30 protein-coding genes, 1 riboswitch and 1 other annotated feature are annotated in these 26,737 nt (G+C 42.6%); of the genes, 26 read left to right on the top strand and 4 right to left on the bottom strand.

Annotated elements, in window-relative coordinates; genetic code table 11:
* Positions 1-32 precede the first annotated feature (32 nt).
* From C6W21_RS08420 to pheA, 19 genes are all read left to right on the top strand, one after another.
* Positions 33-1,331 (top strand): bifunctional folylpolyglutamate synthase/dihydrofolate synthase, encoded by a 1,299-nt coding sequence (locus tag C6W21_RS08420; protein WP_317615077.1) that lies wholly within the window; start codon positions 33-35, stop codon positions 1,329-1,331.
* 147 nt (positions 1,332-1,478) lie between these two features.
* Positions 1,479-2,198: a prepilin peptidase gene (locus tag C6W21_RS08415; protein ID WP_106049975.1), complete on the top strand. Its 720-nt coding sequence runs from the start codon at positions 1,479-1,481 to the stop codon at positions 2,196-2,198.
* 168 nt (positions 2,199-2,366) lie between these two features.
* Positions 2,367-3,386: an SPOR domain-containing protein gene (locus C6W21_RS08410; protein ID WP_106049974.1), complete on the top strand. Its 1,020-nt coding sequence runs from the start codon at positions 2,367-2,369 to the stop codon at positions 3,384-3,386.
* 177 nt (positions 3,387-3,563) lie between these two features.
* On the top strand, positions 3,564-4,133 hold the full coding sequence (locus C6W21_RS08405) for a Maf family protein (protein WP_106049973.1): 570 nt from the start codon (positions 3,564-3,566) through the stop codon (positions 4,131-4,133).
* A gap of 48 nt (positions 4,134-4,181) precedes the next feature.
* Entirely contained in the window at positions 4,182-4,856 is a 675-nt protein-coding gene (radC, locus tag C6W21_RS08400) for a RadC family protein (protein WP_034620589.1), read from the top strand.
* A gap of 90 nt (positions 4,857-4,946) precedes the next feature.
* Positions 4,947-5,966, top strand: coding sequence for a rod shape-determining protein (locus C6W21_RS08395; RefSeq protein WP_106049972.1), 1,020 nt, complete (start codon positions 4,947-4,949; stop codon positions 5,964-5,966).
* Between the two features lie 27 nt (positions 5,967-5,993).
* Entirely contained in the window at positions 5,994-6,893 is a 900-nt protein-coding gene (gene mreC / locus C6W21_RS08390; protein WP_003216396.1) for a rod shape-determining protein MreC, read from the top strand.
* The gene (gene mreD / locus C6W21_RS08385; protein ID WP_034661648.1) at positions 6,890-7,408 is read left to right on the top strand and encodes a rod shape-determining protein MreD; all 519 of its coding nucleotides are present in this window, start codon (positions 6,890-6,892) and stop codon (positions 7,406-7,408) included. The genes mreC and mreD overlap by 4 nt, the downstream gene beginning before the upstream one ends.
* Before the next feature lie 54 nt (positions 7,409-7,462).
* Positions 7,463-8,146 carry a septum site-determining protein MinC gene (minC, locus tag C6W21_RS08380; protein WP_034661644.1) on the top strand — a complete coding sequence of 228 codons (684 nt, stop codon included), beginning with the start codon at positions 7,463-7,465 and terminating at the stop codon, positions 8,144-8,146.
* A 2-nt stretch (positions 8,147-8,148) separates the two neighbouring features.
* Positions 8,149-8,952 carry a septum site-determining protein MinD gene (gene minD / locus C6W21_RS08375; RefSeq protein ID WP_003216504.1) on the top strand — a complete coding sequence of 268 codons (804 nt, stop codon included), beginning with the start codon at positions 8,149-8,151 and terminating at the stop codon, positions 8,950-8,952.
* Positions 8,953-9,065: 113 nt separating this feature from the next.
* Positions 9,066-9,857, top strand: coding sequence for a M23 family metallopeptidase (locus tag C6W21_RS08370; RefSeq protein WP_106049971.1), 792 nt, complete (start codon positions 9,066-9,068; stop codon positions 9,855-9,857).
* A complete protein-coding gene (locus C6W21_RS08365; protein ID WP_106049970.1) occupies positions 9,850-10,719 on the top strand; it encodes a M50 family metallopeptidase in 870 nt (289 codons plus the stop codon). The genes C6W21_RS08370 and C6W21_RS08365 overlap by 8 nt, the downstream gene beginning before the upstream one ends.
* 66 nt (positions 10,720-10,785) lie before the next feature.
* Positions 10,786-10,858: a sequence feature (ribosomal protein L21 leader region), on the top strand.
* A gap of 12 nt (positions 10,859-10,870) precedes the next feature.
* Complete coding sequence (gene rplU, locus C6W21_RS08360; protein WP_003216781.1) at positions 10,871-11,179, top strand: 50S ribosomal protein L21; 309 nt, start codon at positions 10,871-10,873, stop codon at positions 11,177-11,179.
* A 14-nt stretch (positions 11,180-11,193) separates the two neighbouring features.
* Positions 11,194-11,532 carry a ribosomal-processing cysteine protease Prp gene (locus tag C6W21_RS08355; protein WP_106049969.1) on the top strand — a complete coding sequence of 113 codons (339 nt, stop codon included), beginning with the start codon at positions 11,194-11,196 and terminating at the stop codon, positions 11,530-11,532.
* A gap of 12 nt (positions 11,533-11,544) precedes the next feature.
* On the top strand, positions 11,545-11,829 hold the full coding sequence (rpmA, locus tag C6W21_RS08350; protein ID WP_003152662.1) for a 50S ribosomal protein L27: 285 nt from the start codon (positions 11,545-11,547) through the stop codon (positions 11,827-11,829).
* Positions 11,830-12,085: 256 nt separating this feature from the next.
* Complete coding sequence (locus C6W21_RS08345; protein ID WP_106049968.1) at positions 12,086-12,679, top strand: sporulation initiation phosphotransferase B; 594 nt, start codon at positions 12,086-12,088, stop codon at positions 12,677-12,679.
* A 21-nt stretch (positions 12,680-12,700) separates the two neighbouring features.
* Complete coding sequence (gene obgE / locus C6W21_RS08340) at positions 12,701-13,987, top strand: GTPase ObgE (RefSeq protein WP_106049967.1); 1,287 nt, start codon at positions 12,701-12,703, stop codon at positions 13,985-13,987.
* Between the two features lie 55 nt (positions 13,988-14,042).
* Entirely contained in the window at positions 14,043-14,486 is a 444-nt protein-coding gene (locus C6W21_RS08335) for an ACT domain-containing protein (protein WP_003216269.1), read from the top strand.
* Between the two features lie 18 nt (positions 14,487-14,504).
* Positions 14,505-15,383 (top strand): prephenate dehydratase, encoded by an 879-nt coding sequence (gene pheA, locus C6W21_RS08330; RefSeq protein WP_034661622.1) that lies wholly within the window; start codon positions 14,505-14,507, stop codon positions 15,381-15,383.
* 24 nt (positions 15,384-15,407) lie between these two features.
* Here the strand turns inward: pheA and C6W21_RS08325 are convergent, their stop codons facing one another.
* The gene (locus tag C6W21_RS08325) at positions 15,408-15,947 is read right to left on the bottom strand and encodes a transcription repressor NadR (protein WP_106049966.1); all 540 of its coding nucleotides are present in this window, start codon (positions 15,945-15,947) and stop codon (positions 15,408-15,410) included.
* A gap of 3 nt (positions 15,948-15,950) precedes the next feature.
* Positions 15,951-17,093 (bottom strand): IscS subfamily cysteine desulfurase, encoded by a 1,143-nt coding sequence (locus tag C6W21_RS08320; RefSeq protein ID WP_189318157.1) that lies wholly within the window; start codon positions 17,091-17,093, stop codon positions 15,951-15,953.
* 97 nt (positions 17,094-17,190) lie between these two features.
* Between C6W21_RS08320 and nadB the strand changes: the two genes are divergently transcribed.
* From nadB to thiC, 6 genes are all read left to right on the top strand, one after another.
* Positions 17,191-18,762: an L-aspartate oxidase gene (nadB, locus tag C6W21_RS08315; RefSeq protein ID WP_106049964.1), complete on the top strand. Its 1,572-nt coding sequence runs from the start codon at positions 17,191-17,193 to the stop codon at positions 18,760-18,762.
* Positions 18,744-19,607 carry a carboxylating nicotinate-nucleotide diphosphorylase gene (gene nadC / locus C6W21_RS08310; protein WP_106049963.1) on the top strand — a complete coding sequence of 288 codons (864 nt, stop codon included), beginning with the start codon at positions 18,744-18,746 and terminating at the stop codon, positions 19,605-19,607. The genes nadB and nadC overlap by 19 nt, the downstream gene beginning before the upstream one ends.
* Complete coding sequence (gene nadA / locus C6W21_RS08305) at positions 19,594-20,703, top strand: quinolinate synthase NadA (protein WP_106049962.1); 1,110 nt, start codon at positions 19,594-19,596, stop codon at positions 20,701-20,703. The genes nadC and nadA overlap by 14 nt, the downstream gene beginning before the upstream one ends.
* A 131-nt stretch (positions 20,704-20,834) precedes the next feature.
* The gene (safA, locus tag C6W21_RS08300) at positions 20,835-22,076 is read left to right on the top strand and encodes a SafA/ExsA family spore coat assembly protein (protein WP_106049961.1); all 1,242 of its coding nucleotides are present in this window, start codon (positions 20,835-20,837) and stop codon (positions 22,074-22,076) included.
* A gap of 323 nt (positions 22,077-22,399) precedes the next feature.
* Positions 22,400-23,017, top strand: coding sequence for a YhcN/YlaJ family sporulation lipoprotein (locus C6W21_RS08295; protein ID WP_060596878.1), 618 nt, complete (start codon positions 22,400-22,402; stop codon positions 23,015-23,017).
* Between the two features lie 362 nt (positions 23,018-23,379).
* Positions 23,380-23,488, top strand: a riboswitch (TPP riboswitch).
* A gap of 120 nt (positions 23,489-23,608) precedes the next feature.
* Positions 23,609-25,369, top strand: a complete 1,761-nt coding sequence (gene thiC / locus C6W21_RS08290; RefSeq protein WP_106049960.1) for a phosphomethylpyrimidine synthase ThiC — start codon at positions 23,609-23,611, stop codon at positions 25,367-25,369.
* Between the two features lie 35 nt (positions 25,370-25,404).
* On the opposite strand, the gene C6W21_RS19015 is transcribed toward thiC, so the two are convergent.
* Positions 25,405-25,551 (bottom strand): hypothetical protein, encoded by a 147-nt coding sequence (locus tag C6W21_RS19015; RefSeq protein WP_189318156.1) that lies wholly within the window; start codon positions 25,549-25,551, stop codon positions 25,405-25,407.
* Positions 25,552-25,742: 191 nt separating this feature from the next.
* Here C6W21_RS19015 and C6W21_RS08285 point away from each other — a divergent pair, with 191 nt between their 5' ends.
* Entirely contained in the window at positions 25,743-25,925 is a 183-nt protein-coding gene (locus C6W21_RS08285; RefSeq protein ID WP_003216799.1) for a hypothetical protein, read from the top strand.
* Positions 25,926-25,957: 32 nt separating this feature from the next.
* Here the strand turns inward: C6W21_RS08285 and C6W21_RS08280 are convergent, their stop codons facing one another.
* Entirely contained in the window at positions 25,958-26,602 is a 645-nt protein-coding gene (locus C6W21_RS08280) for a serine/threonine protein kinase (RefSeq protein ID WP_106049959.1), read from the bottom strand.
* Positions 26,603-26,737: the final 135 nt, after the last annotated feature.

The raw sequence follows: 26,737 nt of genomic DNA, 5'->3' as shown, positions 1-26,737 counted from the left end.
TTTGAAAATTTCGGATGAAATGAGAGATGACATTGTTTACAACCTATCATGAAGCCATTGAGTGGATTCACAGTAAATTGGCCTTTGGTGTAAAACCAGGTCTTGAAAGAATGAAGTGGCTGATGAACAGACTTAGCCATCCGGAACAACGCATAAAAGCGGTACATGTTGCAGGTACAAATGGAAAAGGTTCAACGATTGCGTTTACTCGTTCCGTTTTACAGGCAGCAGGCTATTCGGTCGGAACCTTCACCTCCCCATTTATTTTAACGTTCAATGAACGAATCAGCGTGAACGGAGCACCTATACAGGATGAAGAATGGCTGAGTTTGGTGAATAAAATCAAGCCTTTTGTTGATGAGTTAGATCAAACAGAGCTTGGTGCAGCAACAGAGTTTGAAATCATTACCGCATGTGCATTTGCTTATTTCGCCGATGTGCAACAAGTAGACTTTGTCCTACTAGAGACAGGGCTTGGCGGAAGACTTGATTCAACAAATGTTGCCGTACCTATCTTAACAGCGATTACGTCGATTGGTCATGATCATATGGCGATTTTAGGTGACACCCTTGAACAGATTGCATCTGAAAAAGCGGGCATTATCAAAGAGGGTATTCCGATGATAACGGCGGTTCATCAACCGGAAGCACTTGCGGTCATTCAAAACATCGCAAAAGAAAAAAATGCCGAATGCATCTCATTAGAGGATACTTGTACCTTCAGTCATCAGCAGCCGACAGAAACAGGAGAGCGGTTTACGTTAAGCACATCAAAAAGGCAGTATCCACAGCTTGAAACAGGGTTGATCGGCACGCATCAACGGCAAAATGCTTCCCTTGCAGTTCTACTCATTGAATGGCTGGAGCAAGAAGGCTATATGAGCGTGACAGAAGGGCAAATATATGAGGGCGTTCGGCAGGCAGTTTGGGCTGGGCGATTTGAAAAAGTCAAAGATCATCCACCAGTGTATATAGACGGCGCTCATAATGAAGAAGGGATCGACCGTTTAATTGAAACCGTACAAGCTCATTTTTCTAGAAAACAAGTGCACGTCTGTTTTAGTGCTTTAAAAGATAAGCCGTATAAGCAAATGATTCAAAAGCTTGAAGCCGTTAGTTCCTCTATCCATTTTGTTTCATTTGATTTTCCAAGAGCTGAATCAGCGGAAAAGCTTTATGCGTGCAGTCAGTTAGAGGCAAAAACGTATGATGATGACCCTCGTGCAGTGCTTGAATGGATTCAGAAAAAGAGTGATGATCCTTCAGCGGTGATCCTTGTGACAGGCTCTCTTTATTTTATTTCAGATATACGAAATCGTATGATCAGGTAACGAAAAGACGCAAATGGCTTTGATGCCTCCTGCGTCTTTTTCTTTTTATATGTAGAAGAGGGGGAAAATCACATTTTCACTAGATGCTTTAGTGGATAGGGTCATGGTAAAATTCGGTCTATCTTATTCCCGGAAGGAGCACCATATATGATTGAGATTTTTTTGTTTCTTGCAGGCATCACGATGGGGTCGTTCTTTCATCTCGTTGGTGAAAGACTGCCAGTGAAGCGATCTATTCTCTTCCCTCGATCTCACTGCACAGCCTGTAAACAGCCGCTATCCCTGCACGAGATGGTTCCGCTCGTTTCTTATGCTGTATGGAGGGGGTCTTGTAAACATTGCGGCATTCGGCTGTCTAGGCTATATCCAATGGTTGAGCTGCTGACAGGCGGTCTTTTTTTGTTCATTTATAAGGTCGCTGGTTTTTCGTTTGAAAGTCTTTTCCTTGTGATTCTTTGTAGTTTATTCGTGATTGCTGTCGTGAGTGATCTTCTCTATATGAGGGTGCCGAACGAGCTGTTTCTCTTCTTTTTCCCTCTTTTCGTCATATACCGCACGCTGGAACCGCTTCTTATCTGGTGGGAAGGGGCGGCCTCTTTGATTTTTTGCATTCTTTTGTTTTCTAGTCTAGATTATTTTAAGCCAAATAGCATGGGAGGAGCTGATATGAAGCTGTTCAGTGTGCTTGCGTTTTGCTTTGGCTTCAAGCCATTCCTTCTCATGCTTTTTCTCTCTTGTATCGCTGGAATGGCTTATGCAAAGGTCTTTTCCTTTCGATTAGACAAGCCATTTCCTTTTGTTCCTGCGATCGCCTTCTCTTTTTGGCTGTATCTATTTGGGGCTCATGTCTTGTTTCTATTTGGCTAGTCGAAGGGATGAAAAAATTGGCGAACACTTTTTTGCCCTGCCGACAAAAGTCTTGTTCTTTTTTTTTTCTGCTATGTTAAAGTGTGAAACAGAAAGAAGGACGGGTTAAATTCGCGCTGATTCATTGGACAGAAAGGTCTTTCTTACAAACATGTCAGAAAGCGGGGAATGACAGTGAAAAAGAGGCAGGCAAAAAAACAAGGGCTCAAGGTCAATATTAATGGCAAGGAAGAAATGGTGCATGAAGATGATCATCAGCCGCCAAAACAGCAAGAAGATCAAGTGACGTTTTCGAATTGGGAGGAAAAGAGACATTCGGAACAAGAGACAGCGGCTTCTCAGGAAGATTCGTCTAAACCGAAGGAAGAAGATTTCCAGTGGGATGATGCTGCTGATCATATTTATCATTCTGATCCAAAAGTCGTCACCCCTTATCAAAAGAAAAAAGGTTCCTTTGATCAGAAGTTCGGTAAAAACCGTGGTCCCTTTAAGAGAGTAATGACAACGATTGTGTTTGCGGTGGTTCTTGGGACAGGCCTTGGGGTGTTTGCACTTAGTTTAAGTCAAGATGGTACACCAAATCCATCAGGTGGAGATATCAGTGTCTCGGCATCTGGATCTGGAGATCAATCATCGATGAAAGCCGGCGGGGATGCACCGAAAGCTGGTACTACAGATGAATCCAAAGAGAACAAAGGTGAAAAAAGTGCCTCTGGCAGTTTATCAACCTTTGTTGTACAGGCTGGGAAATTTTCTTCTGAAAAAGGAGCAGATGACTTAGTTGGCAGTTTAAAAGATGCTGGGTATGCAGGGAAAAAGGTTTCCATGGATGATGGATATTATGTCATTGCTGGGCTTGCGACAGAGCAGGGGATGACAAGCGCTGTTGGGAAAAAACTGATCGACCAGCACTTTGAGGCGTGGGGAGGAAAGGAGCTATCTTTTCAAGTACCGGATGAGCTGACTAGTTTAATAGAAAAGGCATCTGTATTATCCTCTAAAGTGATTGCGGGCGATGAAGTGGATCAAAAGGAAGTCACGCAGCTAATTTCTGAGCTTGAAAGTGCCAAAACAGTGGACGCATCGGCTAAGAGCAGCTTGCTAAAAGCTGTGCAGCTATTAAATGACCCAACTTCTGAAAACGGATGGAAATCTCAGCAGGCACTGCTTGATCAATTAAATACGTAAAATCATTTTTTAAGAAACGAAACTAGTCAAAAAATGACTAGTTTTTTTCTTTTGCATCCAACATAATGATGAAGGTACATGAAAAATGAATTTTCGTAAATTGTCGGTAAGATGTACATTTGCTAGGATGGATGGGTATCTTACTTCTTAGGCTAAACCCTGAAAGGATGAACAAACATGAACCGATTGATTCTCGCATCTCAATCACCTAGAAGAAAAGAATTGCTTGATCTAGCAGGGTTTTCTTATGACATTCAAGCAAGTCATTTAAAAGAAGAAATAAATCGAAACCTTTCCCCTGCCGAGAACGTCCAATGGTTGGCAGAACAAAAAGCAAATGATATTCAAAGATTATATCCCAAAGCTGTGATCATTGGTGCAGATACAATTGTTGCAATTGACGGCAAATGTCTTGGGAAACCAAAAGACAAGAAAGAAGCGGCTTTCATGCTTCAATTATTATCAGGAAAGACACATCAAGTCTTGACGGGTGTCACGGTTCAGTCAGAGAATAGAAAAGAAACATTTTATGAACAGACAGAAGTGACATTTTGGACGCTGACTCAAAGTGAAATAGACCGCTATATCGATACGGGCGAACCCCTTGATAAAGCGGGAAGCTATGGCATTCAAGGGAAAGGCGCACTGTTTGTTCAAAAAATAGATGGTGATTATTTTTCCGTTGTAGGTCTCCCTATTGCGAAAACAGTTAGAGTGCTTGAAACCTTTGGAATCACCCCTTTTTGAAGACAGGAAGGAATTCTAAAAGGAGTGGTCATCCTGAACGATTTCCCTATGCTGCTAAAGCATCTCCCTCATGATGAAAAACCGAGAGAACGATTTATCAAATACGGGCCCAGCAGTTTGTCAAACCATGAACTTGTTGCGATCCTTCTAAGAACAGGCACAAAAAAAGAGTCAGTTCTCCAAATTTCGGCAAGACTTCTGCAAACTTTTGGCGGTCTTCGCTCTGTAAAAGAAGCCTCAATTGAAGAAATGTCGAAGATCCGAGGAGTTGGAAAGGCAAAGGCGATTTCTCTTTTAGCTGCTTTAGAACTCGGCACTAGATTACACCATCAAACAACGGACAACCGCTATGTGATCCGCACACCAGAAGACGGAGCGAACTTTGTGATGGAAGATATGAGATTTTTGACACAGGAGAATTTTGTTTGTCTTTATCTCAATACAAAAAATCAAGTTCTTCATAAACATACCGTGTTTATTGGAAGCCTGAATTCATCGATCGTTCACCCGCGCGAAATTTTCAAAGAGGCCTTTAAACGATCGGCGGCTTCATTTATATGTGTGCACAACCACCCATCTGGAGATCCGACGCCCAGCAGGGAAGATATTGAAGTTACACAGCGACTTTTTGAATGTGGAAAGCTGATTGGAATACAGCTGCTCGATCATCTTGTCATAGGTGATCAAAAATTTGTGAGTTTGAAGGAAAAAGGGTATTTGTAACACTTTTTTTTTCAATGTTTTACGATATAATAGAGTTTATGAGTTTTTCCCTAAAGGGAATTTTGGTTTAAGAAAGGAAGATACATACATATGTTTGGAATTGGGACAAAAGACCTTGGAATAGATCTTGGAACAGCGAATACGCTTGTTTTTATTAAAGGAAAAGGCATTATTGTAAGAGAACCTTCGGTCGTAGCTTTGGAAACTGATACGAAGTCTATAGTGGCGGTCGGAAATGACGCTAGAAATATGATTGGCCGTACACCTGGTAATATTGTGGCACTACGCCCGATGAAAGACGGAGTCATTGCAGATTACGAGACGACAGCAACAATGATGAAATATTACATTAATCAAGCATTAAAAGGCAAAGGGCTTTTTGCTCGTAAACCTTACGTGATGGTATGTGTACCATCTGGTATTACAGCTGTAGAAGAGCGTGCAGTCATTGATGCAACAAGACAAGCCGGTGCACGTGACGCATACCCGATTGAAGAGCCATTTGCTGCGGCAATTGGTGCTAACCTGCCTGTTTGGGAGCCAACAGGAAGTATGGTTGTAGACATTGGCGGCGGTACAACAGAGGTAGCCATTATTTCTCTTGGCGGCATTGTGACATCACAATCAATCCGCGTGGCAGGAGATGAAATGGATGATGCGATCAGCAGCTACATCCGTAAAACGTATAACCTAATGATCGGTGACCGTACGTCAGAAGCTATTAAAATGGAAATCGGATCTGCACAGCCTGATGTACATGATGAGATGGATATTCGCGGCCGTGACCTTTTAACAGGTCTGCCAAAAACGATTTCTATTACAGCAGATGAGATTGCAAAAGCGCTTCGCGATACGGTGGAAACAATTGTCGATGCGGTGAAAATGACACTTGAAAAAACCCCGCCTGAGCTGGCAGCAGATATTATGGACCGTGGAATCGTTTTAACTGGCGGCGGTGCATTGCTTCGTAATCTTGACAAAGTCATTAGTGATGAAACGAAGATGCCAGTCATTATTGCTGAAGACCCGCTTGACTGTGTGGCGATTGGAACAGGAAAAGCACTAGAGCATATTCATTTGTTCAAAGGAAAATCAAAAGATAATCGATAATCGGGCGTAAATAAAGAGGTGTAAGACATGCCGCAGTTTTTTATGAATAAAAGATTAATGTTGCTCCTTGTCTGTGTCATCGTACTGGTGGCCATGATTGGTTTTTCAGTGAAAAGCGGCAGAGGTGCTTCATGGCCGGAAAAATTAGTGGGGGATACGACAGGCTTTTTTCAAGGTGTCTTTCATAAACCATCACAATTTATTGCCGGTATTTATGGGAACGTACAAGATTTAAAGAACACATACGATGAAAACGAGCGTCTTCGAAAAAAACTTGATGGACAAACTCAATATGAGGCGAAACTTCAAGAGCTAGAAGATGAGAACAAAAAGCTTCGCAAGCAGCTCGGATATGTGAACTCTATTCGTGATTACACGCCAATTCTATCAACGGTTATCGCGAGAAACCCGTCCCTTTGGGATAGCTTTGTGATGATTGATAAAGGGAAAAAACAAGGCGTTGACAAAGATATGGCGGTCACAAATGAGAGTGGTGCGTTAATTGGGAAAATTGAAAGTGATAAGCTCAACAATTTTACTTCAACTGTAAGGTTGCTAAGCTCTACTGACCAAAATAATAGAATTTCAACGAAAATTTTTGCGAAAAAGGGCAAAGAAGAACTCAACGGAATTATTAACGGTTATGACAGTAAGAAAAAAATGCTGACAATGAATATTCTGAAATCTGATGCAGATGGAGATGTCAAAAAAGGAGATCTTGTTGAAACATCTGGAGCTGGGGGCGTATTCCCTCAAGGCTTGACGATTGGTAAGGTGAGTGAAATCGAGCCAGATCATTACGGCCTGACAAAAATCATTTATGTAGAACCAGCGGCTGAACTCAACAATTTAGACCGCGTGATTGTGGTGAATCGCAGCTCAAGTACGGCAGATGCATCTGAATTGACGAAGGAGGAAGGCTCGTGAGACGTGTCCTTCTTGCTTTCGTCATGTTGTTTATCTTCGTATTTGACAGTATTTTTGTCGATCTAGTGAAGCTCCCATTTGTTTCAGACAATCAAATTTTAGCTCCTCATTTCATCTTACTCGCACTTGTATTTATGACTGCTTTTGTGAATCAAAAATATGGTGTGATTTTCGGTTTTATCTTTGGACTTTTATATGATATTTCGTATACAGGCATACTTGGTGTTCATATGTTTGGCTTTGGAGCGCTCTGCTATTTGCTAGCGAAAGCGTTTAAAGTTCTGCAAACGAATATGTTAGTGGTCGTCTTTCTGTCGATTATTGCTGTTTCCGTGATGGAGTTTTATGTATACGGCGTTCAAGCGACAATTCAACCAGGGATTATGCCGTTTAATACGTATGTCATCGAACGCTTTATTCCAACGATTCTTTTAAATACTGCTGCGTCTCTCATACTTGTTGTGCCGCTTAGGCTCTTTTTCATCAATATGAAACAAGGACTGATCGACGAATAAAAGCAGGAGTTTGTCCAATTACGGCGAAATGAGTATGTTGTTGAGGTGAGCATCTTGAAAACTCAAAAACAGCAATATGTGACGATAAAAGGTACAAAAAACGGATTAACATTACAGTTAAATGATGACTGTTCGTTTGATGACCTTCTTTCTGGCTTGCGAGAGGTTCTTTTACTTGAGCAATATACAGATGGAAGAGAAGGACATAAGGTTAATGTGCATATTAAACTTGGTTTTCGGTATTTAACAGAGGATCAGGAAATGCGTTTGACTGAAGCAGTCTCTGAAAATGAACATCTCGTCATTCACTCCATTGAAAGTGACGTCATGTCAACTGAAGAGGCGAGACGATTAAAAGCAGAGGCCGAAATCACCTCTGTAGCCAAAATTGTGCGCTCTGGACAGGTGCTGTATGTCGAAGGAGATCTCTTATTAATAGGGGATGTCAATCCTGGCGGAACGATTCGTGCAGGGGGGAATATTTTTGTGCTCGGCGCTTTAAAAGGCGTGGCACATGCCGGATGTAATGGGAATAAACAAGCTGTCATTGCGGCATCTCGTATGATTCCAACACAGCTTCGCATCGCACAAGTGTTTAACCGTGCACCAGATCAAAAAGAAGATGGAAACGAAATGGAATGTGCTTATTTAGATATAGATGGCAACATGATCATTGAACGCCTGCAGCAATTGGCTCATATAAGACCTAATCTGACAAGGCTTGAGGGAGGAATGTGAAATTGGGCGAGGCTATTGTGATTACCTCAGGAAAAGGCGGCGTTGGCAAAACAACAACATCTGCAAACTTAGGCACAGCACTAGCAATTCAAGGGAAAAAAGTGTGTCTAGTTGATACCGATATTGGCCTTCGTAATCTAGATGTCGTGATGGGGCTTGAGAACCGCATTATTTATGATCTAGTCGATGTAGTAGAAGGAAGATGTAAAATTCACCAAGCGCTTGTAAAAGATAAGCGTTTCGAGGATCTTTTGTATCTTTTACCCGCTGCTCAAACAAGCGATAAAACCGCTGTAGAACCGGAGCAGATCAAAGAATTAATTCAATCATTGAAACAAGACTTTGATTATGTCGTTATTGATTGCCCTGCTGGAATTGAGCAAGGCTTTAAAAATGCTGTATCAGGTGCAGATAAGGCAATTGTCGTGACGACGCCTGAGATCTCAGCTGTGAGAGATGCTGACCGTATCATCGGCTTGTTAGAACAAGAAGATATCGAACCACCTCGTTTGATTGTCAACCGTATTCGTACACACATGGCGAAAAGTGGCGATTCAATGGATGTGGATGAAGTTGTACATCACTTATCGATTGATCTTCTTGGCATTGTCGCAGATGATGATGACGTGATTAAGGCTTCAAACAATGGTGAACCGATTGTCATGGATGCTAAAAACAAAGTATCGATTGCGTATCGTAATATCGCCCGCCGTGTACTAGGCGAATCTGTTCCACTTCAATCTTTTGAAGATGAAAACAAAGGAATGTTTGCGAAGCTGAAAGCATTTTTTGGTGTAAGAGCATAATAACCATTCAGGTAAAATGAGACCGATTCGATGAGAATCGGTCTTTTTTGTTGCATATCAGATGAGGTCGTCACATAAAATGTACAAACTGTTTGTATGTAAAGGGTGATCTCATGAAAAGAGTGGACGAGTACCGAAAGAACATCGCGCAGCGCCGCAAAACGAAGCAGCCAGCTGCTTCATCTAAGAAGACGACTTTCAAGAAAAAAGAAGATATCCCTCCATGGGTCATGCTGACAGAGGAAGAAAAGCATTCAGGGTCGTCTTCCTTTGAGTCGTCGTCTCATCAGCCGAAGAAATATCGGCATCCGTTATTTAACCCCAATGCCTTTGTGCTTAAATGTTTATTATCTGCGTCCCTAGTGTTGATTGCAGCCATTTCATTTAAAGGTCAGGCAGGCCCGTTTCAGCAGCTTAAGCCGATCATTACGCAGACTTTTGAGCAAGATTTTCAATTTGCTGCTGCCAATCGCTGGTTTGAGAAGACAGTGGGGAACCCCCTTGCCTTTTTAACCGACAAAAAGGAAGGTCAAAAAGATGTACAAGCGAACCAAGAACTGGCCGTACCTGCTTCTGGAAAGGTGCAGGAATCCTTTACGCAAAATGGAGCAGGTGTCAAAATCGAAACATCGGCTGAAGCGATTGATAGTATGAAGGAAGGCTATGTAGTAGAAGTGAAAAAGAAAAGTGACACAGGGCTTACAGTGGTCGTGCAGCATGCGGATAACAGCTATAGCTGGTATGGCCAGTTAAAGAAAGCCGATGTGGCCTTATACGATTTTGTCGATAAGGGTGAGAAGATTGGCCAGATCTCACTTGATGATCAAGGAAAGGGCACATATTATTTTGCCATTAAGCAAAATGAACAGTTTATCGATCCTATTCAGGTGATGACCTTTGAATAGATGGCTGCTCATGCTGACGAAAATTCACATTCATCCGCTGCTGTGGATTGTGATGGCGTTTGCGATTCTCTCTGGTCAAATCAAGCCGCTGCTTTGTCTGCTTATCATCGTCTTTGTCCATGAGCTTGGACATTCAGCGGCTGCCTGCTATTATCATTGGCGCATTCGGCGGATTTTTTTACTGCCATTTGGCGGAGCGGTAGAAGTAGAAGAGCATGGGAACCGTCCGCTTAAGGAAGAGCTGGCGGTCATTTTATGCGGGCCGCTTCAGCATGTACCGCTTCAGCTTATGGCATGGATTTTCATGGAAACTTCTCTTATTTCGCACGACATTTTTACGATGTTCACCTTTTATAATATGGCGATTTTTCTTGTGAATCTTTTGCCTATTTGGCCGCTTGATGGCGGGAAATTATTCTTTTTGCTCTTATCAGCATATTACCCTTTCCAACGTGCACATGCCCTTGCCATAAAAGGCTCCCTTGTCTTTTTTGGTCTATTGACAGCAGGACTGCTTTTGTTTGCGCCGCTGCAATTCAATGGCTGGATGCTGCTCACTTTTTTAGCCTATTCACTCGCGGTGGAGCACCGGCAGCGGCATTATGTCAGGGTCCGCTTTTTACTAGAACGCTATTACGGTAAAAAAGAGCAAAAGGTAGAAAAGCTTATTCCGCTGAGAGCGAGTGCTGAGGAAAAAGTATATGAAGTCATGGCGCGATTCCAAAGAGGCTGTAAGCATCCGATTATTATTGAAAGAGATGGCGTGAAAATGAGCCAGCTTGACGAAAATGAACTGCTCCATGCGTATTTTTCAGATCGAAGAACCACCTCCTCAATGGAAGAGCTGCTTTTGCCGTACTAGTGATGAAAATACGTTGACATTCTGTGTCTAATTTGATATATTTTTTAATGTTATGGATATGTAGCACCCGTGCTACAACCGCGCGAAGCAGGTGTAAAGAGCCTAAGGCCCCCTGTATTCGGCGAGTCTGAGTTTATTAGGAGGTGCAGAGATGTACGCAATTATCGAAACTGGTGGTAAACAAGTAAAAGTTGAAGAAGGTCAAACTGTTTATGTTGAAAAACTAGCTGCTGAAGCAGGTGAAACAGTAACTTTTGAAAACGTATTGTTTGTCGGCGGAGACACTGTCAAAGTGGGTAACCCTTCAGTTGCTGGAGCAACAGTAACGGCTAAAGTTGAAAAACAAGGTCGCGGTAAGAAAATTACTGTGTTCAAGTACAAACCGAAGAAAAACAACCACAAGAAACAAGGTCATCGTCAACCTTACACTAAAGTTGTTATCGAAAAAATCAACGCTTAAGGCGTGTGAGTGATATGATCAAAGCAACCATTACTCGGTCAGTAGCAGATGAAAGCATTACGTCTTTTCAGATGACTGGACATGCCGAGTTTGCTGAAAAAGGTCAGGATCTCGTTTGTGCAGGAGTATCTGCTGTTGTTTTCGGCTCAGTCAATTCAATTATTGCACTGACAGGATTGGATCCACTGCTCGATATTGGCGGGGAAGGCGGCTATTTCTCTTTTGAATTGCCAGCTGATACAGATCCAGTATCCTTTGAAAAAGCGCAACTGCTTTTAGAAGGCATGGTCGTTTCCTTAGAGACAATCGAACGAGATTATCACGATTATGTGAGAATATCTACAAAAAAATAGGAGGTGAACTTCATGCTTAGATTAGATCTTCAATTTTTCGCATCTAAAAAAGGGGTAGGTTCTACAAAGAACGGACGTGACTCTGAGTCTAAACGTTTAGGCGCTAAACGTGCTGATGGTCAATTCGTAACTGGTGGTTCTATCCTTTATCGTCAACGTGGAACGAAAATCTATCCAGGTGAAAACGTTGGACGCGGAGGCGACGACACTCTTTTCGCTAAAATCGACGGAACGGTTAAATTCGAACGTTTCGGTCGTGACCGTAAAAAAGTGAGCGTATATCCTGTGGCACAATAATTGCTAAAAACTCCGGTCATTGACTGGAGTTTTTTTCACTTTTTACAAGTAGTATCGAAGATGAAAAAAGAAGATGCACTCCATAAATATCAAAGAACGTTTGCTGACTTTGCCTCATTTTCTCCTATAGATCAGAAAAAACAACCTTTCCTCACATAACTAGTGTTTTTCTATGCTGTCTTCTCTGTTATAATTCAGGGAGACATAGTGATGATAAGACTCCTAAAAGAGAGACCAAACGATTGGGAGTGCGATAATGGAAGAGATATCAAGTAAACAAAATGAAAAATTAACTCACGTTGCATTAACAAATGAATTGATCTATCTGCTCAGTCGTTCAAGACACGACTGGATGAATAAATTGCAGCTGATCAAGGGCAACTTGACATTAGAAAAATATGACCGAGTGTTTGAAATTATAGAAGAAATGGTCATTGAAGCACAGCATGAATCCAAACTCTCAAATTTAAAAATTCCCCAATTAGCCTATTACTTTCTAACATTTAATTGGGAGTCGCATTTTATCACCCTAGAATATGAAGTGCTTGGTGAAACCCGAGACTTATCAGCATATGAATCGCAGCTGCTAACGGTATCACAGGAGTTGTTTTCGATATTCGACCAATCAGTTTGCCAAAAAACTGAAAATCATTTAACGGTCACGTTCCAAACAGATCATGAAGATAATGATGTGGTCTTATATTTTGATTTCAAAGGAAAATTAACAAGTTTGGATGCGTTAAATGCGTTTCATAACGCAAACTATCCATGTATGAGTGTAGTTCAATTTCATGTGACAAGTCATGAGTCCATGATCGAGCTTTGTTTGAGGCAAGAACGAGATATGTGATGCAGAGAAACGGAGGAAGTTATGTTTGTAGATCAGGTTAAAGTGTATGTTAAAGGCGGTGACGGCGGAAACGGTATGGTGGCGTTCCGTCGTGAAAAATATGTGCCTAAAGGCGGGCCGGCTGGTGGCGACGGCGGAAATGGTGCAGATGTTGTATTTGAAGTAGACGAAGGACTCAGAACATTGATGGACTTTCGTTATAAGCGCCATTTTAAGGCGGATCGCGGCGAGCACGGAATGAGTAAAAACCAGCATGGCCGAAATGCGGAAGAAATGATTGTCAAAGTTCCGCCCGGTACGGTTGTGACGGATGCAGAGACGAAACAGGTACTCGCTGACTTAACAGAGCATGGACAGCGGGCAGTCATTGCAAAAGGCGGCCGAGGCGGACGTGGAAATTCACGTTTCGCAACACCGGCAAACCCTGCACCGCAGCTTTCTGAAAATGGTGAGCCAGGAAAAGAACGTGACGTCATCTTAGAATTAAAAGTACTTGCAGATGTTGGACTTGTTGGTTTCCCAAGTGTCGGGAAGTCGACACTGCTTTCAATTGTCTCTTCTGCGAAGCCGAAGATTGCGGATTATCATTTCACAACGCTTGTACCGAACCTAGGAGTTGTCGAAACAGATGATAACCGAAGCTTTGTCATGGCGGACCTGCCAGGACTGATCGAAGGAGCGCACGAAGGCGTTGGCTTAGGTCATCAATTTTTACGTCACATTGAGCGGACACGTGTCATTGTCCATGTCATTGATATGTCAGCACTTGAAGGTCGTGACCCGTACGAGGATTATGTGACCATTAATGAAGAGCTTGAGCAATACAATATGAGATTGACTGAGCGTCCACAAATCATTGTAGCGAACAAAATGGACATGCCAGATGCAGCTGACAATCTAGCGGCATTTAAAGAAAAATTAACGGATGACTATAAAGTGTTCCCAATTAGTGCGATCACAAGAGAAGGGCTTCGTGAGCTTTTATTTGAAATCGCCAATCAGCTTGAAACAACACCGGAATTCCCGCTCTATAATGAAGAGGAACTATCTGATAACCGCGTGATGTACAGGTTTGATGAGGGAGATGCACCATTTGAGATCTCAAGAGATCCTGACGGTACGTTTGTCATAACGGGTAAAGCACTTGAGCGACTGTTTAAGATGACAGATTTCTCAAGAGATGAGTCCGTGAAACGATTCTCTAGACAACTGCGCGGAATGGGTGTCGATGATGCCTTGCGTGAGCGTGGTGCAAAAGACGGCGACATCATTCGTCTGCTTGAATTTGAATTTGAATTTATTGATTGATCAAAAGGAGGGTCCAGTCCATGGGCTCTCCCGTTTTTAAAAGGGGAGAAAACAGGTGAAAGAAGAAACGTTCTATTTAGTAAGAGAGGATGTCCTTCCAGATGCGATGCGAAAAACGCTTGAAGTCAAAAAGCTTCTAGATCGCAAAAAAGCGGATTCAGTTGCCGATGCTGTTCAACAAGCGGATTTAAGCCGCAGTGCTTTTTATAAATACAGAGATGCTGTTTTTCCATTTTATACGATGGTGAAAGAGCAGATCATCACATTGTTTTTCCACCTTGAGGATCGGTCTGGGGCTCTGTCAAGGCTGCTTCAAATTGTGGCTGACTCTGGCTGTAATGTATTATCCATTCACCAAACGATTCCGCTGCAGGGAAGAGCGAATGTCACCCTATCCATTAGCACGGCTGGTATGGCAGATGATATCAATACAGTCATGAATCAATTAAGAAAACTTGAATTTGTCGAAAAAGTCGAAATTCTAGGTTCTGGGGCGTAAAAGGAGAGATCATAGCAGATGAAGCAATTAACTGTAGGTTATTTTGGACCAGAGGCAACATTTACTCATTTGGCCGTATGCTCTTGCTTTCCAGCAGATGCAGTGCAGCGTGCCTATGCAACGATTCCACAATGTATGGATGCTGTGTCAAAAGGCGAAGTAGATTTGGCGGTCGTTCCACTTGAAAATGCACTCGAAGGATCTGTGAACTTAACGATTGATTATTTAATTCATGAAGAAGCGCTGTCCATTGTTGGTGAAATGACAGCACCGATTCGACAGCATTTGCTTGTCCACCCATCAAGAGCGGAAAGCTGGGAGACATTAGATGTGATCCAATCACATCCTCACGCAATTGCTCAGTGTCATCAATTTCTGAAAAAACAGTACCCAGATATTCCGCACCGTCCAGTAGAATCAACAGGCTATGCAGCGAAATATATCAGTGAGCATCCGGATGAGGCTGCTGGGGCCATTGCCAATGAAATTGCCGCACAAACGTATGGTTTAACGATTGCTAAAAAAGACATTCATGATTATCCGCACAATCATACACGCTTTGTTATTTTACATAAAGATCCTAAAGCATCGTTCCCAATGAATGCTGGGTTCTCATCGAAGCCAAAAACGACCATTGTCGTCAGTCTGCCAAAGGATGACCAATCAGGTGCATTGCATCGCGTGTTATCTGCCTTTTCTTGGCGGAATCTCAACTTGTCAAAAATTGAATCTCGTCCGACAAAAACGGGTCTTGGACACTATTTATTTATTATCGATATTGAAAAGGAAATGGATGATGTCCTTGTGCCTGGCGCGATTCAGGAGTTAGAAGCGATTGGCTGTGAGGTCAAACTGCTTGGCAGCTACCAAACATATGAACTAACGAATGAAAAATAGTGTCCTGTGGGGGACACTATTTTTTTAGTCTTTAATTAAAAAACCAGCGTCATCGAGCGCTTGAATGGCTTGGTCAAGCTGCTTTTGACTGTAAGAAGTAAGTGTATGTAAATGCACGCCGTCTGTTAGTTCTGACAAGTAGGAGGCGCCCGTGTTAGAAATGTGATGCACGAAATCAGCTACTTGCTTGCGAGTACTGACGCGAATAGAGGCCGTTAGTTCACCGTAAACAGGGTGCTCTATGATCACATCTTTCACTGTCACACCAAAGTCTACAATCAAGGTCAGTTCCTCTTCTGTACGAACAGGATCATGCTTGCAGGCGATGATTTGTTCCATTTCTCTTTCTGGCGCATGCGGCGCCATATACACATAGCCTTGACTTGTAGCAATAATGGGTTCGTTTTTTGCTTTTAATAGTGAAATATCTTGTACAATGACTTGTCGAGAGACAGTTGCCTTTTTAGCCAAAAAGCTTCCGGTTAGCGGTGTATCTGTTTCTTTCAGCCACTCTAAAATGGCGTTTCTTCTCTCTTCGCCAATGAGTTTCCTCTCTTGCTCCACGTCCTATGCTCCTTTCTTCTCCTTTTGCAATTGTTCAAATGTATGCAAAAGTTGATCGATGTCCTCTTTTGATGACTTCGATCCAAATGATAGTCGAATGAATTGAAGGGCATCACGATCTGATATGTGCAATGCCTTCACAGCGGGGGAAGGATGATGATAACCAGAAGCACATGCGCTTCCAGTCGATATACAAATCCCATGCCGGTTACATGCTAACATTACATATTGTCCTTCAAACCCTTCAAAAAAACAACCAATAATATGAGGCAGCATACGGCGATTGCCATTGTTCTGAAGTGTACGAACAGGAAGCGGCCTCACTTTCAGCTGCTGAAGAAAATAATCACGAAGCTGCTCATTTTGTCGTTGCTGCTCATCTAGCTTAAGCATCAATTGTTCGCTCGCAGCAGCAAAAGCACCGATGCATGGAACGTTTACTGTTCCAAGGCGGAAGCCATTTTCCTGAACTGCACCTGAATATAAAGGCTTCCAAGGAACATGTGCGCTCATATAGACAGCACCAGCGCCCTTAGGTGCATACACTTTATGGCTAGAGATGGATATGGCATCAACCCCAAGCTCCTTGATGGACACACGAATCTTTCCGAATGTTTGCACGGCATCTGTATGAAAAACAATGTGTCTTTCTTTTAAAAGGGGCGCTAATTCAGCGAGCGGCTGGATAATCCCTGTTTCTGAATTAGCATGTTGAATAGATACTAGTCCTGTTTCAGGCAATAATGCTTCTTTGAGAATGTCCTGAGTGATGATCCCATCTTGATTCGGTTCAATGATCGTGACCTTCACGCCAAGACGCTCTAAGTGACTAACCGCGTGATGAACAGAAGGGTGCTCTACAGAAGTTGTGATGACATGTTGCCTGTGTGCTGGCAAACCATTTGCAATCGATTGAATCGCAAGAAGATTGGATTCCGTTCCGCCGCTTGTAAAGTAGATGCCGTCTGGTTCGCCCTCAAGAATGGTAGCGATTGATTGTCTACTGTAAGTCAGTATGTCATTTGCTCTTCCACCTGCATCATGAAGACTGCTTGCATTCCCGTAGCAATCTTGACTTAGCTGCTGAAAAACATGCAGCGCTTCCTCTGAAACAGGTGTAGAAGCTGCGTAATCTAAATAAACCAACTCATCCATCTCCTATGTGAAAATTTTTTCTTGTATTTATTGTAGTGTTGTGTAATGATATGTGTCAAGACAGGTGTAAATGACAGGAGGGGCGAGGGTGTCATCAATCAAAAAAGTCATTGTGGTGGGATCAGGCATTGCAGCGCTTTCCTTTGCAAAAACCATTTCAGAAAGCTGCCAAGTTATTATGATGACAAAAAAACAATTTTCCTCTAGTAATTCCATGCTTGCACAAGGAGGAATCGCTGCTGCCTTTTCAGCACAGGATTCTGTTCATCAGCATGTACAAGACACATTAACTGCCGGCTGTGATCACAATGATGAGAGGGCGGTACAAGAGATCGTAAGTCTTGGAAAGCATTTGGTGGAGCAGCTCGTAGAAGAAGGCTGTCCATTTGATCAAACGGAGACGGGCGTGCCGCAATTAGGTAAAGAGGGAGCACATACGACTCATCGCATTTTGCATGCAGGAGGAGACCAAACAGGCAAAACCCTCGTGCAGTATTTAAAAAGTCAGCTTGCCTCACATATTCATTTATACGAATATCACCATGTCATTGATCTATTGGTCCATGAAGGAACCTGCATGGGTGTGGTATGGAAAGATGAGAAAGGACACGTACATACCATGACCGCAGATGCCGTTGTTTTATCCACGGGCGGCTGCGGCTCCCTATATGAAACAAACACAAATGACCCTTCTGTAACAGGAGACGGACTGATGATGGCCTATCGAGCCGGGGCACAATTAGCAGATCTTGAATTTGTTCAATTCCACCCCACCCTCTTGACGATCGCTGGAAAAGCAGTCGGTCTCGTTTCAGAGGCAGTCCGGGGAGAGGGAGCCTATTTAGAAGATGAAACAGGCAGAAGGATGATGAAAGGCATTCACCCACAAGCTGATTTAGCGCCTAGAGATGTGGTCGCTAGAGCTATTTTTCATGAGCAGCAATTAGGTCATGATCTGTATCTCAATATCCGCGAGATTCCACATTTCTCAGCTCGTTTTCCAGCAATTAATGCGATGTGTCAGCGGGCAGGTGTCGATATGGCAAGCGGCAGGCTCCCAGTTTCCCCTGGTATGCATTTTTTAATGGGCGGAATCTGCGTGAATGAATATGGAGAAACGACTGTCCCATCTCTTTTTGCTATCGGAGAAGCGGCCTGTACAGGCTTACACGGAGCGAACCGATTGGCGAGTAATTCTCTCTTGGAAGGTCTCGTTTTAGGAAACAAAGCGGCACGAAGAATTGAACAGGTACCTAAACAGAAAAAAACAGTCCCATCTTTTTCTAGTCAAGAAATATGGTCCGTCCCAGAGATTTCAGAGCATCAGTTGAGAAAATGGATGACGACATATGCCGCAATTGTAAGAGACGAAAAAGGGCTAAAGACCTTGCTTCAAACATTACAGCAAGTCTCGTATCAGCAAATGAATGTGAAGAATATCACAAGTGAACAGATCGAATTAAGCAATCAATGGGGATTAGCGATTTGCCTTGTGAAGTCTGCATTACTTCGTACAGAAAGCAGAGGCGGCCATTATCGAATGGATTATCCAAAGCGGAATGATACTTTGTGGAGGGGCATGCAGATTGTCCATGAAAAAGGCCGCGTTTACATGATGAAAAATGAAAGGATCGGTGCCAAATGGAACGTTTACAGTTAAAACAAATGCTGACTCATTTTTTCACAGAAGATATTGGCTTTGGAGATGTATCAGCTGATGCCATTTTTGAAGAAAAGAAAGGAACAGCATACATCATCGCAAAACAATCGGGTGTATTGGCAGGTTCTCAAGTCATTGACATAGGGTACCGCCTGCTGAATGAACAGATTCAGGCTGAATTGTTTTTTGAAGAAGGTGATTGGATTCATTCAGGCGCTGTGCTAGCGAAAATAGAGGGGCCGGTCAGTGACTTATTAAAAGGAGAACGGGTCATTTTGAATGTCTTGCAGCGCATGACAGGCATCGCCACAATAACCCATGAAGCGGTGCAGCGATTAGCGGACCCGTCGATTACGATTTGTGATACGAGAAAAACGACTCCTGGCTTGCGCATGTTAGAGAAATACGCTGTGAAGACAGGAGGCGGAAAGAATCACCGCTTCGGTTTATCAGATGGAGTGATGATTAAAGATAATCATATTGCTGCATGCGGCTCTATTCGTGAAGCAGTAGAGAAAGCAAGAGCATTTGCCGGTCATATGGTGAAAATTGAAGTGGAAATTGAATCAGAAACGCAGCTAATGGAAGCCATTGATGCAAAAGCCGATGTCATCATGTTTGACAACTGCTCTCCGGACGAAGTAAAACGTTTTAAACAAATGACGCCGGAGACAATTCTGACGGAGGCTTCAGGAGGCATCACGTTAGAGACATTGCCAAGTTACAGGGGGACAGGTGTCGACCTTATTTCACTTGGTTTTCTGACACATTCTGCTCCAGCATTTGATTTTAGTATGAATATGGAATTCAGTCATAAAGGGGGAACAACTCATGTCCATGCTTGATGTACTCACAAATCAACATGCAGCCATGATGCCAGAAGAATATAAGCACCGCTCTAATGATGAGATGAAGCAGCGTGTATTAGACATTAAACGAGCCTTTGGATCAAAGCTTTTTATACCTGGGCATCATTATCAAAAGGATGAAGTCATCCAATTTGCAGATGCAACAGGAGATTCATTGCAGCTCGCACAAATAGCCGCGGACAATCAGGAGGCTGAGTACATTGTATTCTGCGGTGTTCACTTCATGGCTGAAACGGCAGATATGCTGTCAAACAAGAATCAAAAGGTCCTATTGCCAGATATGAGAGCAGGCTGTTCAATGGCAGATATGGCGAACATGAAACAAACGGACAGAGCATGGGAGCAGCTCACTGATCTGTTTGGGGATACGATCCTACCGCTCACGTATGTCAACTCAACAGCGGATATTAAAGCATTTGTCGGCAAGCATGGCGGGGCGACTGTGACATCGTCAAACGCTAAAAAAGTGCTGGAGTGGGCGCTCACACAAAAAGAGCGGATTCTGTTTCTCCCTGACCAGCATTTAGGACGTAATACGGCATTCGATTTAGGCATTTCACTAGAAGAAATGGCTGTCTGGGATCAAATAGAAGAAAAGCTCATCACCGATCAGCCGCTTTCCCGCATCAGGATGATTTTATGGAAAGGCCATTGCTCTGTCCATGAGAAATTTACGGTGAGGAATATTGAAGAAACGAGAAAAAGTGACCGTGACATTCAAATCCTTGTCCATCCAGAATGCACGCATGAAGTCGTCAGGGCTTCTGATTTAGCCGGTTCAACAAAATTCATTATTGATACGATCAAGGAAGCACCAGCAGGAAGCAAGTGGGCGATTGGAACAGAGATGAATTTAGTCAAGCGGATAATCGATCAGCATCCAGATAAACAAATTGAATCCCTCAATCCGGATATGTGTCCATGTTTGACCATGAATCGGATCGATCTTCCTCATTTGTTATGGTCACTAGAAAGCATTGAGAAAGGTGATCCGGTCGGTTTGATTCAGGTCAATGAGGACATTACAAAAGAGGCTTTACTTGCACTGAATAAAATGCTCGCCATTAAATAATGAATCAGCCCCTCCTATCAGAAAACAAGTTTTTATCATATCGGCTTGTAAATAGGCATAAATTTATGGTGAAACATATTGTACTTCTGACATAACCGTTACGTTCACGTTTTGCATAGGAGGGGAAAACGTTGAAAATTCATATTGTGCAAAAAGGAGACTCCCTTTGGAAAATTTCAAAGAAATACGGAGTCGACTTTCAAGAATTGAAAAAACTAAATTCACAGCTCAGTAACCCAGATTTGATCATGCCGGGTATGAAGATCAAGATTCCATCTAGTGGTGTTCCTGTAAAAACAGATCATCACAAAGCAAAAGAAATGCCGAAGCCGAAAGAGCATCCGTATGTGAAAGAAAAGCCAAAAGATGTCGTGCAAGTGCAAGATACGAAGCCGAAAGAAAAGCCAAACGAACCGGTACCTTATGTACCGCCAGTGCCAAAGATCGAGCAGCCAGTTTTTCCACAAGTCGATGTGAACTATTATCAGACCAATCTCTACCAGCCATTCACGCCTCCTCCCAAAAAAGAACATCATGAGAAAAAAGATCACGTTCATGAAAAGAAAGATCATGTTCATTATGAAAATAAGGAGCATAAAGATAACAAGGACCATTTCCATCATGAAAATAAGGAGCATAAAGATAACAAAGACCATTTTTATGATGAAAATAAAGGTCATTTAAAAGATGAAGTGGCAAAGGGGTATGATCCGTTTATTCATATTCCGCATCAAAAGGAGGAGGGAAAAGATATGGAGCACACCAATTACCCAAACCTTCCTAATTTCCCGCAAATGCCGAATGTAGGAGGCGCAGCGGTAGGGGGAATGGCTGAGAATAAAGAGCATCATCACCATCACCAGCATCATGACTCATATGATCCTTATTATGGTTATGGTCATGGTCATTACATGCCGGCAATGTATCCATATCCGCAGCAAATGATGCCAGCATCGCCAATTTTACCAGGTTCAGGTCTTTGTTATCCTGTCCAGCCATATTATCACCATCACATGATGCCATATCCATACCCAGCTCAACCGTATTATCCTGCGTATCAAGCGCCGGCCTATTACGGGGAACATTATGAACATCATTCAAACGACGGGCATCACTGGCACCACCATATGCATCCAAATGCCAACGCTAATGCGAACGTGAATCAAGGCTTTTATCCAAACGTTTCAAATGAAGCTTATGGCAAGGAAGACTGCGGATGTGATGATGGCATGAAGCAGCATCAGCCGTGGCCAGGACATTATCCGAATCCTGTTCCTTATGGACAAATGGGGGCTTATCCAGCTCAGCCTTATATGCAGCCATATCCAGGTCAATCTGTTTTTGCAAGGCCAGAAGAAGACGAAGAAGTGTAATGACAGAAGGAACGATCTCAATCGTTCCTTTCAGCGTGTAGACAAACCCTCGCATTCGTTGTCAGGGCTGTGCTACGGTGCTCACGAATGTCAAATTCGCTCCGCTCCGGTGCTCGCCCTTCCTAGACTGCAAAGGTTTTCTATCACGCTGAAAAGAAGACAAAGGGCTAAAATAAAGATCATTTTAACAATCTGGAAGGAACGATCTCAATCGTTCCTTTTTTTGTTTATAACTGACAGCTTGATTTTTTCCTAAACTGTACATGCTAAAACAGAGCCTGTTTCGCGCTCATGAGATTGAATTTGTACAGGGGGTTTTTCGTTTGAGACAAAAATGGCAAAAAACGATCGCATTAGTGCTTCTTCCTATTGGGTTAACGGCATGTGGTACAAATGACAATGCAGGTGTAGATACACGTCATAATCAATCTGGTCAGCCAGTTGGATATCATTCGAATAACCGTGCGGCTGACAATAACCAAGATCATCAAGGGCCAGTTTCTGAACTCATGGAGGGGATGAACGGTGGGAACACAACGAATGTTGATTATCGCACCCGTCCTCAAGCCGATGATCGAATGCCTCTCGCGGGTGGAGATGGACGCTACAGTCATGGAGATATGAACTATCATAACCAAATGTCGTTCTCTGGCTACGATAAACAAGAGAACGTCCAGCGTTCAAGAAAAATTGCCAACCGCGTCAATAAAATGAACCACGTTGCAGACTCACAAGTGATGGTGACAGATGAAAATGTGTATATTGCCATTAAATCAGATGGACGTCTGACGTCAGAGGGCGTATCACAAGTTGAAGAAGCAGCGACTCGTTATGCGGACGGAAGAGCTGTCCAAGTCATTAAAGACGAGGGTGCTTTCACACGCTTTAGAGATATGAGAAGAACACAATTTGAAACAGGTCAAACAGGCATGACTCGATAGGTTGGAGAATAAAAAAGGCTAAAGTTCCTCAAGAACTTTAGCCTTTTCTTAAAAATAACCCTTGATGCCTATATAAAATTAACGTAAAAGAATCCTATGACGATAAATGTGAGAAATGTTTGCAATAGACTAGAACTTCCTTTGGGAAAAGTTTGTGTAAAAATTCTGAGTTTAGATTAATTATACATATTAGGAGAAAAGGATCAACGATTATTTCAGATTTTATCGAAATGATTGGGATAGATGATGTATAGAAAGGTGCAAATAAGGAGAGCTGTTATTTTTTATAGTGGAAAGGAACTATTTTCCTAAAACTTCTTTTTTTCATGGCATCTCTATGCTAAACTGTTGTGGAAATCAATAAATGTGACTAGGGGTGCCCGCGGCTGGGCTGAGAGAGAAGTGTATGCTTCTTAACCCTTTGGACCTGATCTGGCTCGTACCAGCGTGGGGAAGTTGAAGATGATACATGAGTCATAACATTCATGTTTATTTCTAACGACGAAACCAGGTTCTTTTCATAGATCCTGGTTTTTTGCTGGTGCTGATTCCATCCTGTCCGGTGACAAGAAGAGAAGGAGAGAACAGCAAATGAAAGAAAAGAAAAATACCCCAACAACTCAATCTTTATTATCAAGCTTTGACGGCAGCCGAAAGGTGTATGAGAAAGGATCAAGACCTGACATTTTAGTGCCAAAAAGAGAGATTGCCCTCTCACAAACTGTGACACAGGCGGGGAACATTCAAAATGAACCGATTCGTGTGTACGATACGAGTGGACCGTACACTGATGAGAGAGCCCATATTGATGTCACTAAGGGGTTAAATCGCCTTAGGACAGCATGGATCGAAGAAAGAGGAGATACAGAAAGCTATGAAGGGCGTCATGTGAAACCAGAAGATAATGGATATCGTTCCAAGGGAAAAGAGTCCTTTCATCATGTTCATACTGATTTTCGTCATGAGCCGCTCCGCGCAAAACAAGGTGCCTGTGTGACGCAAATGCATTATGCAAAAAAAGGTATTGTGACACCTGAAATGGAGTTTATTGCGTTAAGAGAAGAACTAAGCCCTGAGTTCGTGAGAAAGGAAGTAGCCAGCGGAAGAGCAGTCATTCCAGCGAATATTAACCATCCTGAAAGTGAACCGATGATTATTGGAAGGCATTTTCACGTCAAAATCAATGCGAATATTGGCAATTCAGCTGTGACATCATCCATTGATGAAGAGGTAGAAAAGATGACGTGGGCAATCAGATGGGGTGCAGACACCATGATGGATCTGTCTACAGGGAAGGACATTCATACAACGAGAGAATGGATCATACGGAATTGCCCAGTCCCAGTAGGCACCGTTCCCATTTATCAGGCGCTTGAAAAAGTAAATGGAGTGGCAGAAGATTTGACGTGGGACGTGTACAGGGACACATTAATAGAACAAGCAGAGCAAGGAGTAGACTACTTCACGATTCATGCGGGCGTGAGGTTAAGGTATATTCCGATGACAGTCGATCGGGTGACCGGAATTGTTTCAAGAGGCGGTGCCATAATGGCAAGGTGGTGTCTTGCCCATCATCAAGAAAATTTCCTCTATACTCACTTCGAAGACATTTGTGAGATTATGAAAACATATGATATTGCTTTTTCACTTGGAGACGGACTCAGACCAGGCTCAATAGCTGATGCCAATGATGAAGCGCAGTTTGCAGAGCTGGAAACGTTAGGTGAATTGACAGAGATCGCTTGGAAACATGATGTACAAGTGATGATTGAAGGGCCTGGACATGTTCCAATGGATAAAATCAAAGAGAATGTGGACAAGCAAATGGAGATTTGCAAAGAGGCACCATTTTATACGCTAGGACCTCTTACAACAGATATTGCCCCAGGATATGATCATATTACATCTGCTATCGGCGCGGCTATGATCGGCTGGTATGGAACAGCAATGCTATGCTATGTGACGCCAAAAGAGCATTTAGGTCTGCCGAACAAAGAAGATGTGAGAGAAGGTGTGATTGCCTATAAAATTGCCGCACATGCCGCTGATCTAGCAAAAGGACATCCTGCTGCTCAAAAGCGCGATGATGCTTTATCAAAAGCAAGGTTTGAATTTAGATGGCGGGACCAATTCAACCTGTCACTTGATCCAGAAAGAGCGATGGCGTTCCATGATGAAACACTGCCTGCTGAAGGCGCTAAGACTGCCCATTTTTGTTCGATGTGTGGACCGAAGTTTTGCAGTATGAAAATTTCTCATGATATTCGCAATCAATCAGAAGAAGTGAAAAGAGAGATGGAGAAGAAGGCGAAGGAGTTTATCAGCCAAGGAAGTCAAATATATTCGTCCTAAAAAAGAACCTCGCACGTATGTTGTGCGGGGTTTTATCAGATCGCAGAAAAGGCTTTTCTTAAGAGGTGGAAAAATGCCTTTAATGCAAGCCCCATCATGTCCAGACTCGGAATGAGCGCATCTGTTAAATGAAACAAGACGGTTTGTCTTTCTGGAGATGTACGTTTCTTTTTCCGTTTCATGAAGACAGCCTCCTTTTTAAATAATATACTTCTTTGCAAAGCAGAGGGATAGAGATGTTATTTGAATTTAAACAAAATTTAAACTTCTTGTGTTTGAATGGAAAGAAGGAGGGGAAACGAGTTGAATAGAGAATGAATGAAAAGAGCTGATCTATTTGACCAGCGAACAAGAAAGAGTGGAAGGTGATCTTATGATGAAAGTATTTAAGGTAACATTTCATATGAACAATGGGGAAGTGCTTGATTTCGAGCTGAAACGCCCAGCTACCTATGATGTGTATAAGAAAATTGAAGAAGCTAATCATTGGTTTAAGCTGAATAATGAAATCATTAATTTATTAAACGTGAATAGCATCCATGTTGAAACAGATTAAAACAGAAAGCCGCTCAAAGAGAGCGGCTTTCATTATGCAGAAAAATCATTCCGATTATTAAGTTGACCGCGGGACAGCCAGTTCTTTTTATACAAATAGGCAATCACTTCAAGCCATAGACGCGGTGCTTTTTTCGGGAAAAAAGGTTTTTGATAATAAGCGTAAGCGGCTTTTAAATCATCCCACTGATGGCATACTTTTGTTTGTGTGAAACGGGCAACATCGATGACCCTGACCTGTCCTTCCTTTGTTAAGATCAGATTCCGCAGATGGATATCAGAAGGATTCAATCCTTTCTCGCGTGCTTCTTCTAGCGCATCATCGACTTGTTCAATCATTTGTTTTTTAATAGGAATCCCCTTTGTGAGGCATTCATAGAATGTATAACCTTTAATATATTCCATTAAAATATACTGATCCCCAGATTCATAAATCTCAGGGTAGTAAGACGAACCAGAAAGTTTTTCATAAATGGCGGCTTCTTTGCGGGCAATATGCTGATGAGAAGGGAAAAAGACTTTTAGCGCCATTTTCTTGCCGTCTTTTTTGTATGAAAAGACATAAGCACTTCTTCCTTTGCCGCACAGCTCAAGCTCTGCCGGTTTAAAGGCAAGCTTATGAAGACGTTTATCTTCATGATACTGAATCGATTCGGCTAATCTTTTAACATCTGACATTGACTTCACCTTCTTTGGTTTCAGTTTATGCGGCTGAAAAACGAATGATGAAAAAACCGTGTCATTCGATAAAGCAATGGATTGTATAAAACATACCATTTACGAATGAAGGATACAACGAAAGACTCTTCCCAT

It is taken from the genome of Bacillus sp. NMCN1 (genome assembly GCF_002998085.1).
In the GTDB taxonomy this organism is placed as follows: domain Bacteria; phylum Bacillota; class Bacilli; order Bacillales; family Bacillaceae; genus Bacillus.
Note: the sequence above shows the minus strand (reverse complement) of the source record. Positions and strands in the feature narration are given on the sequence as shown.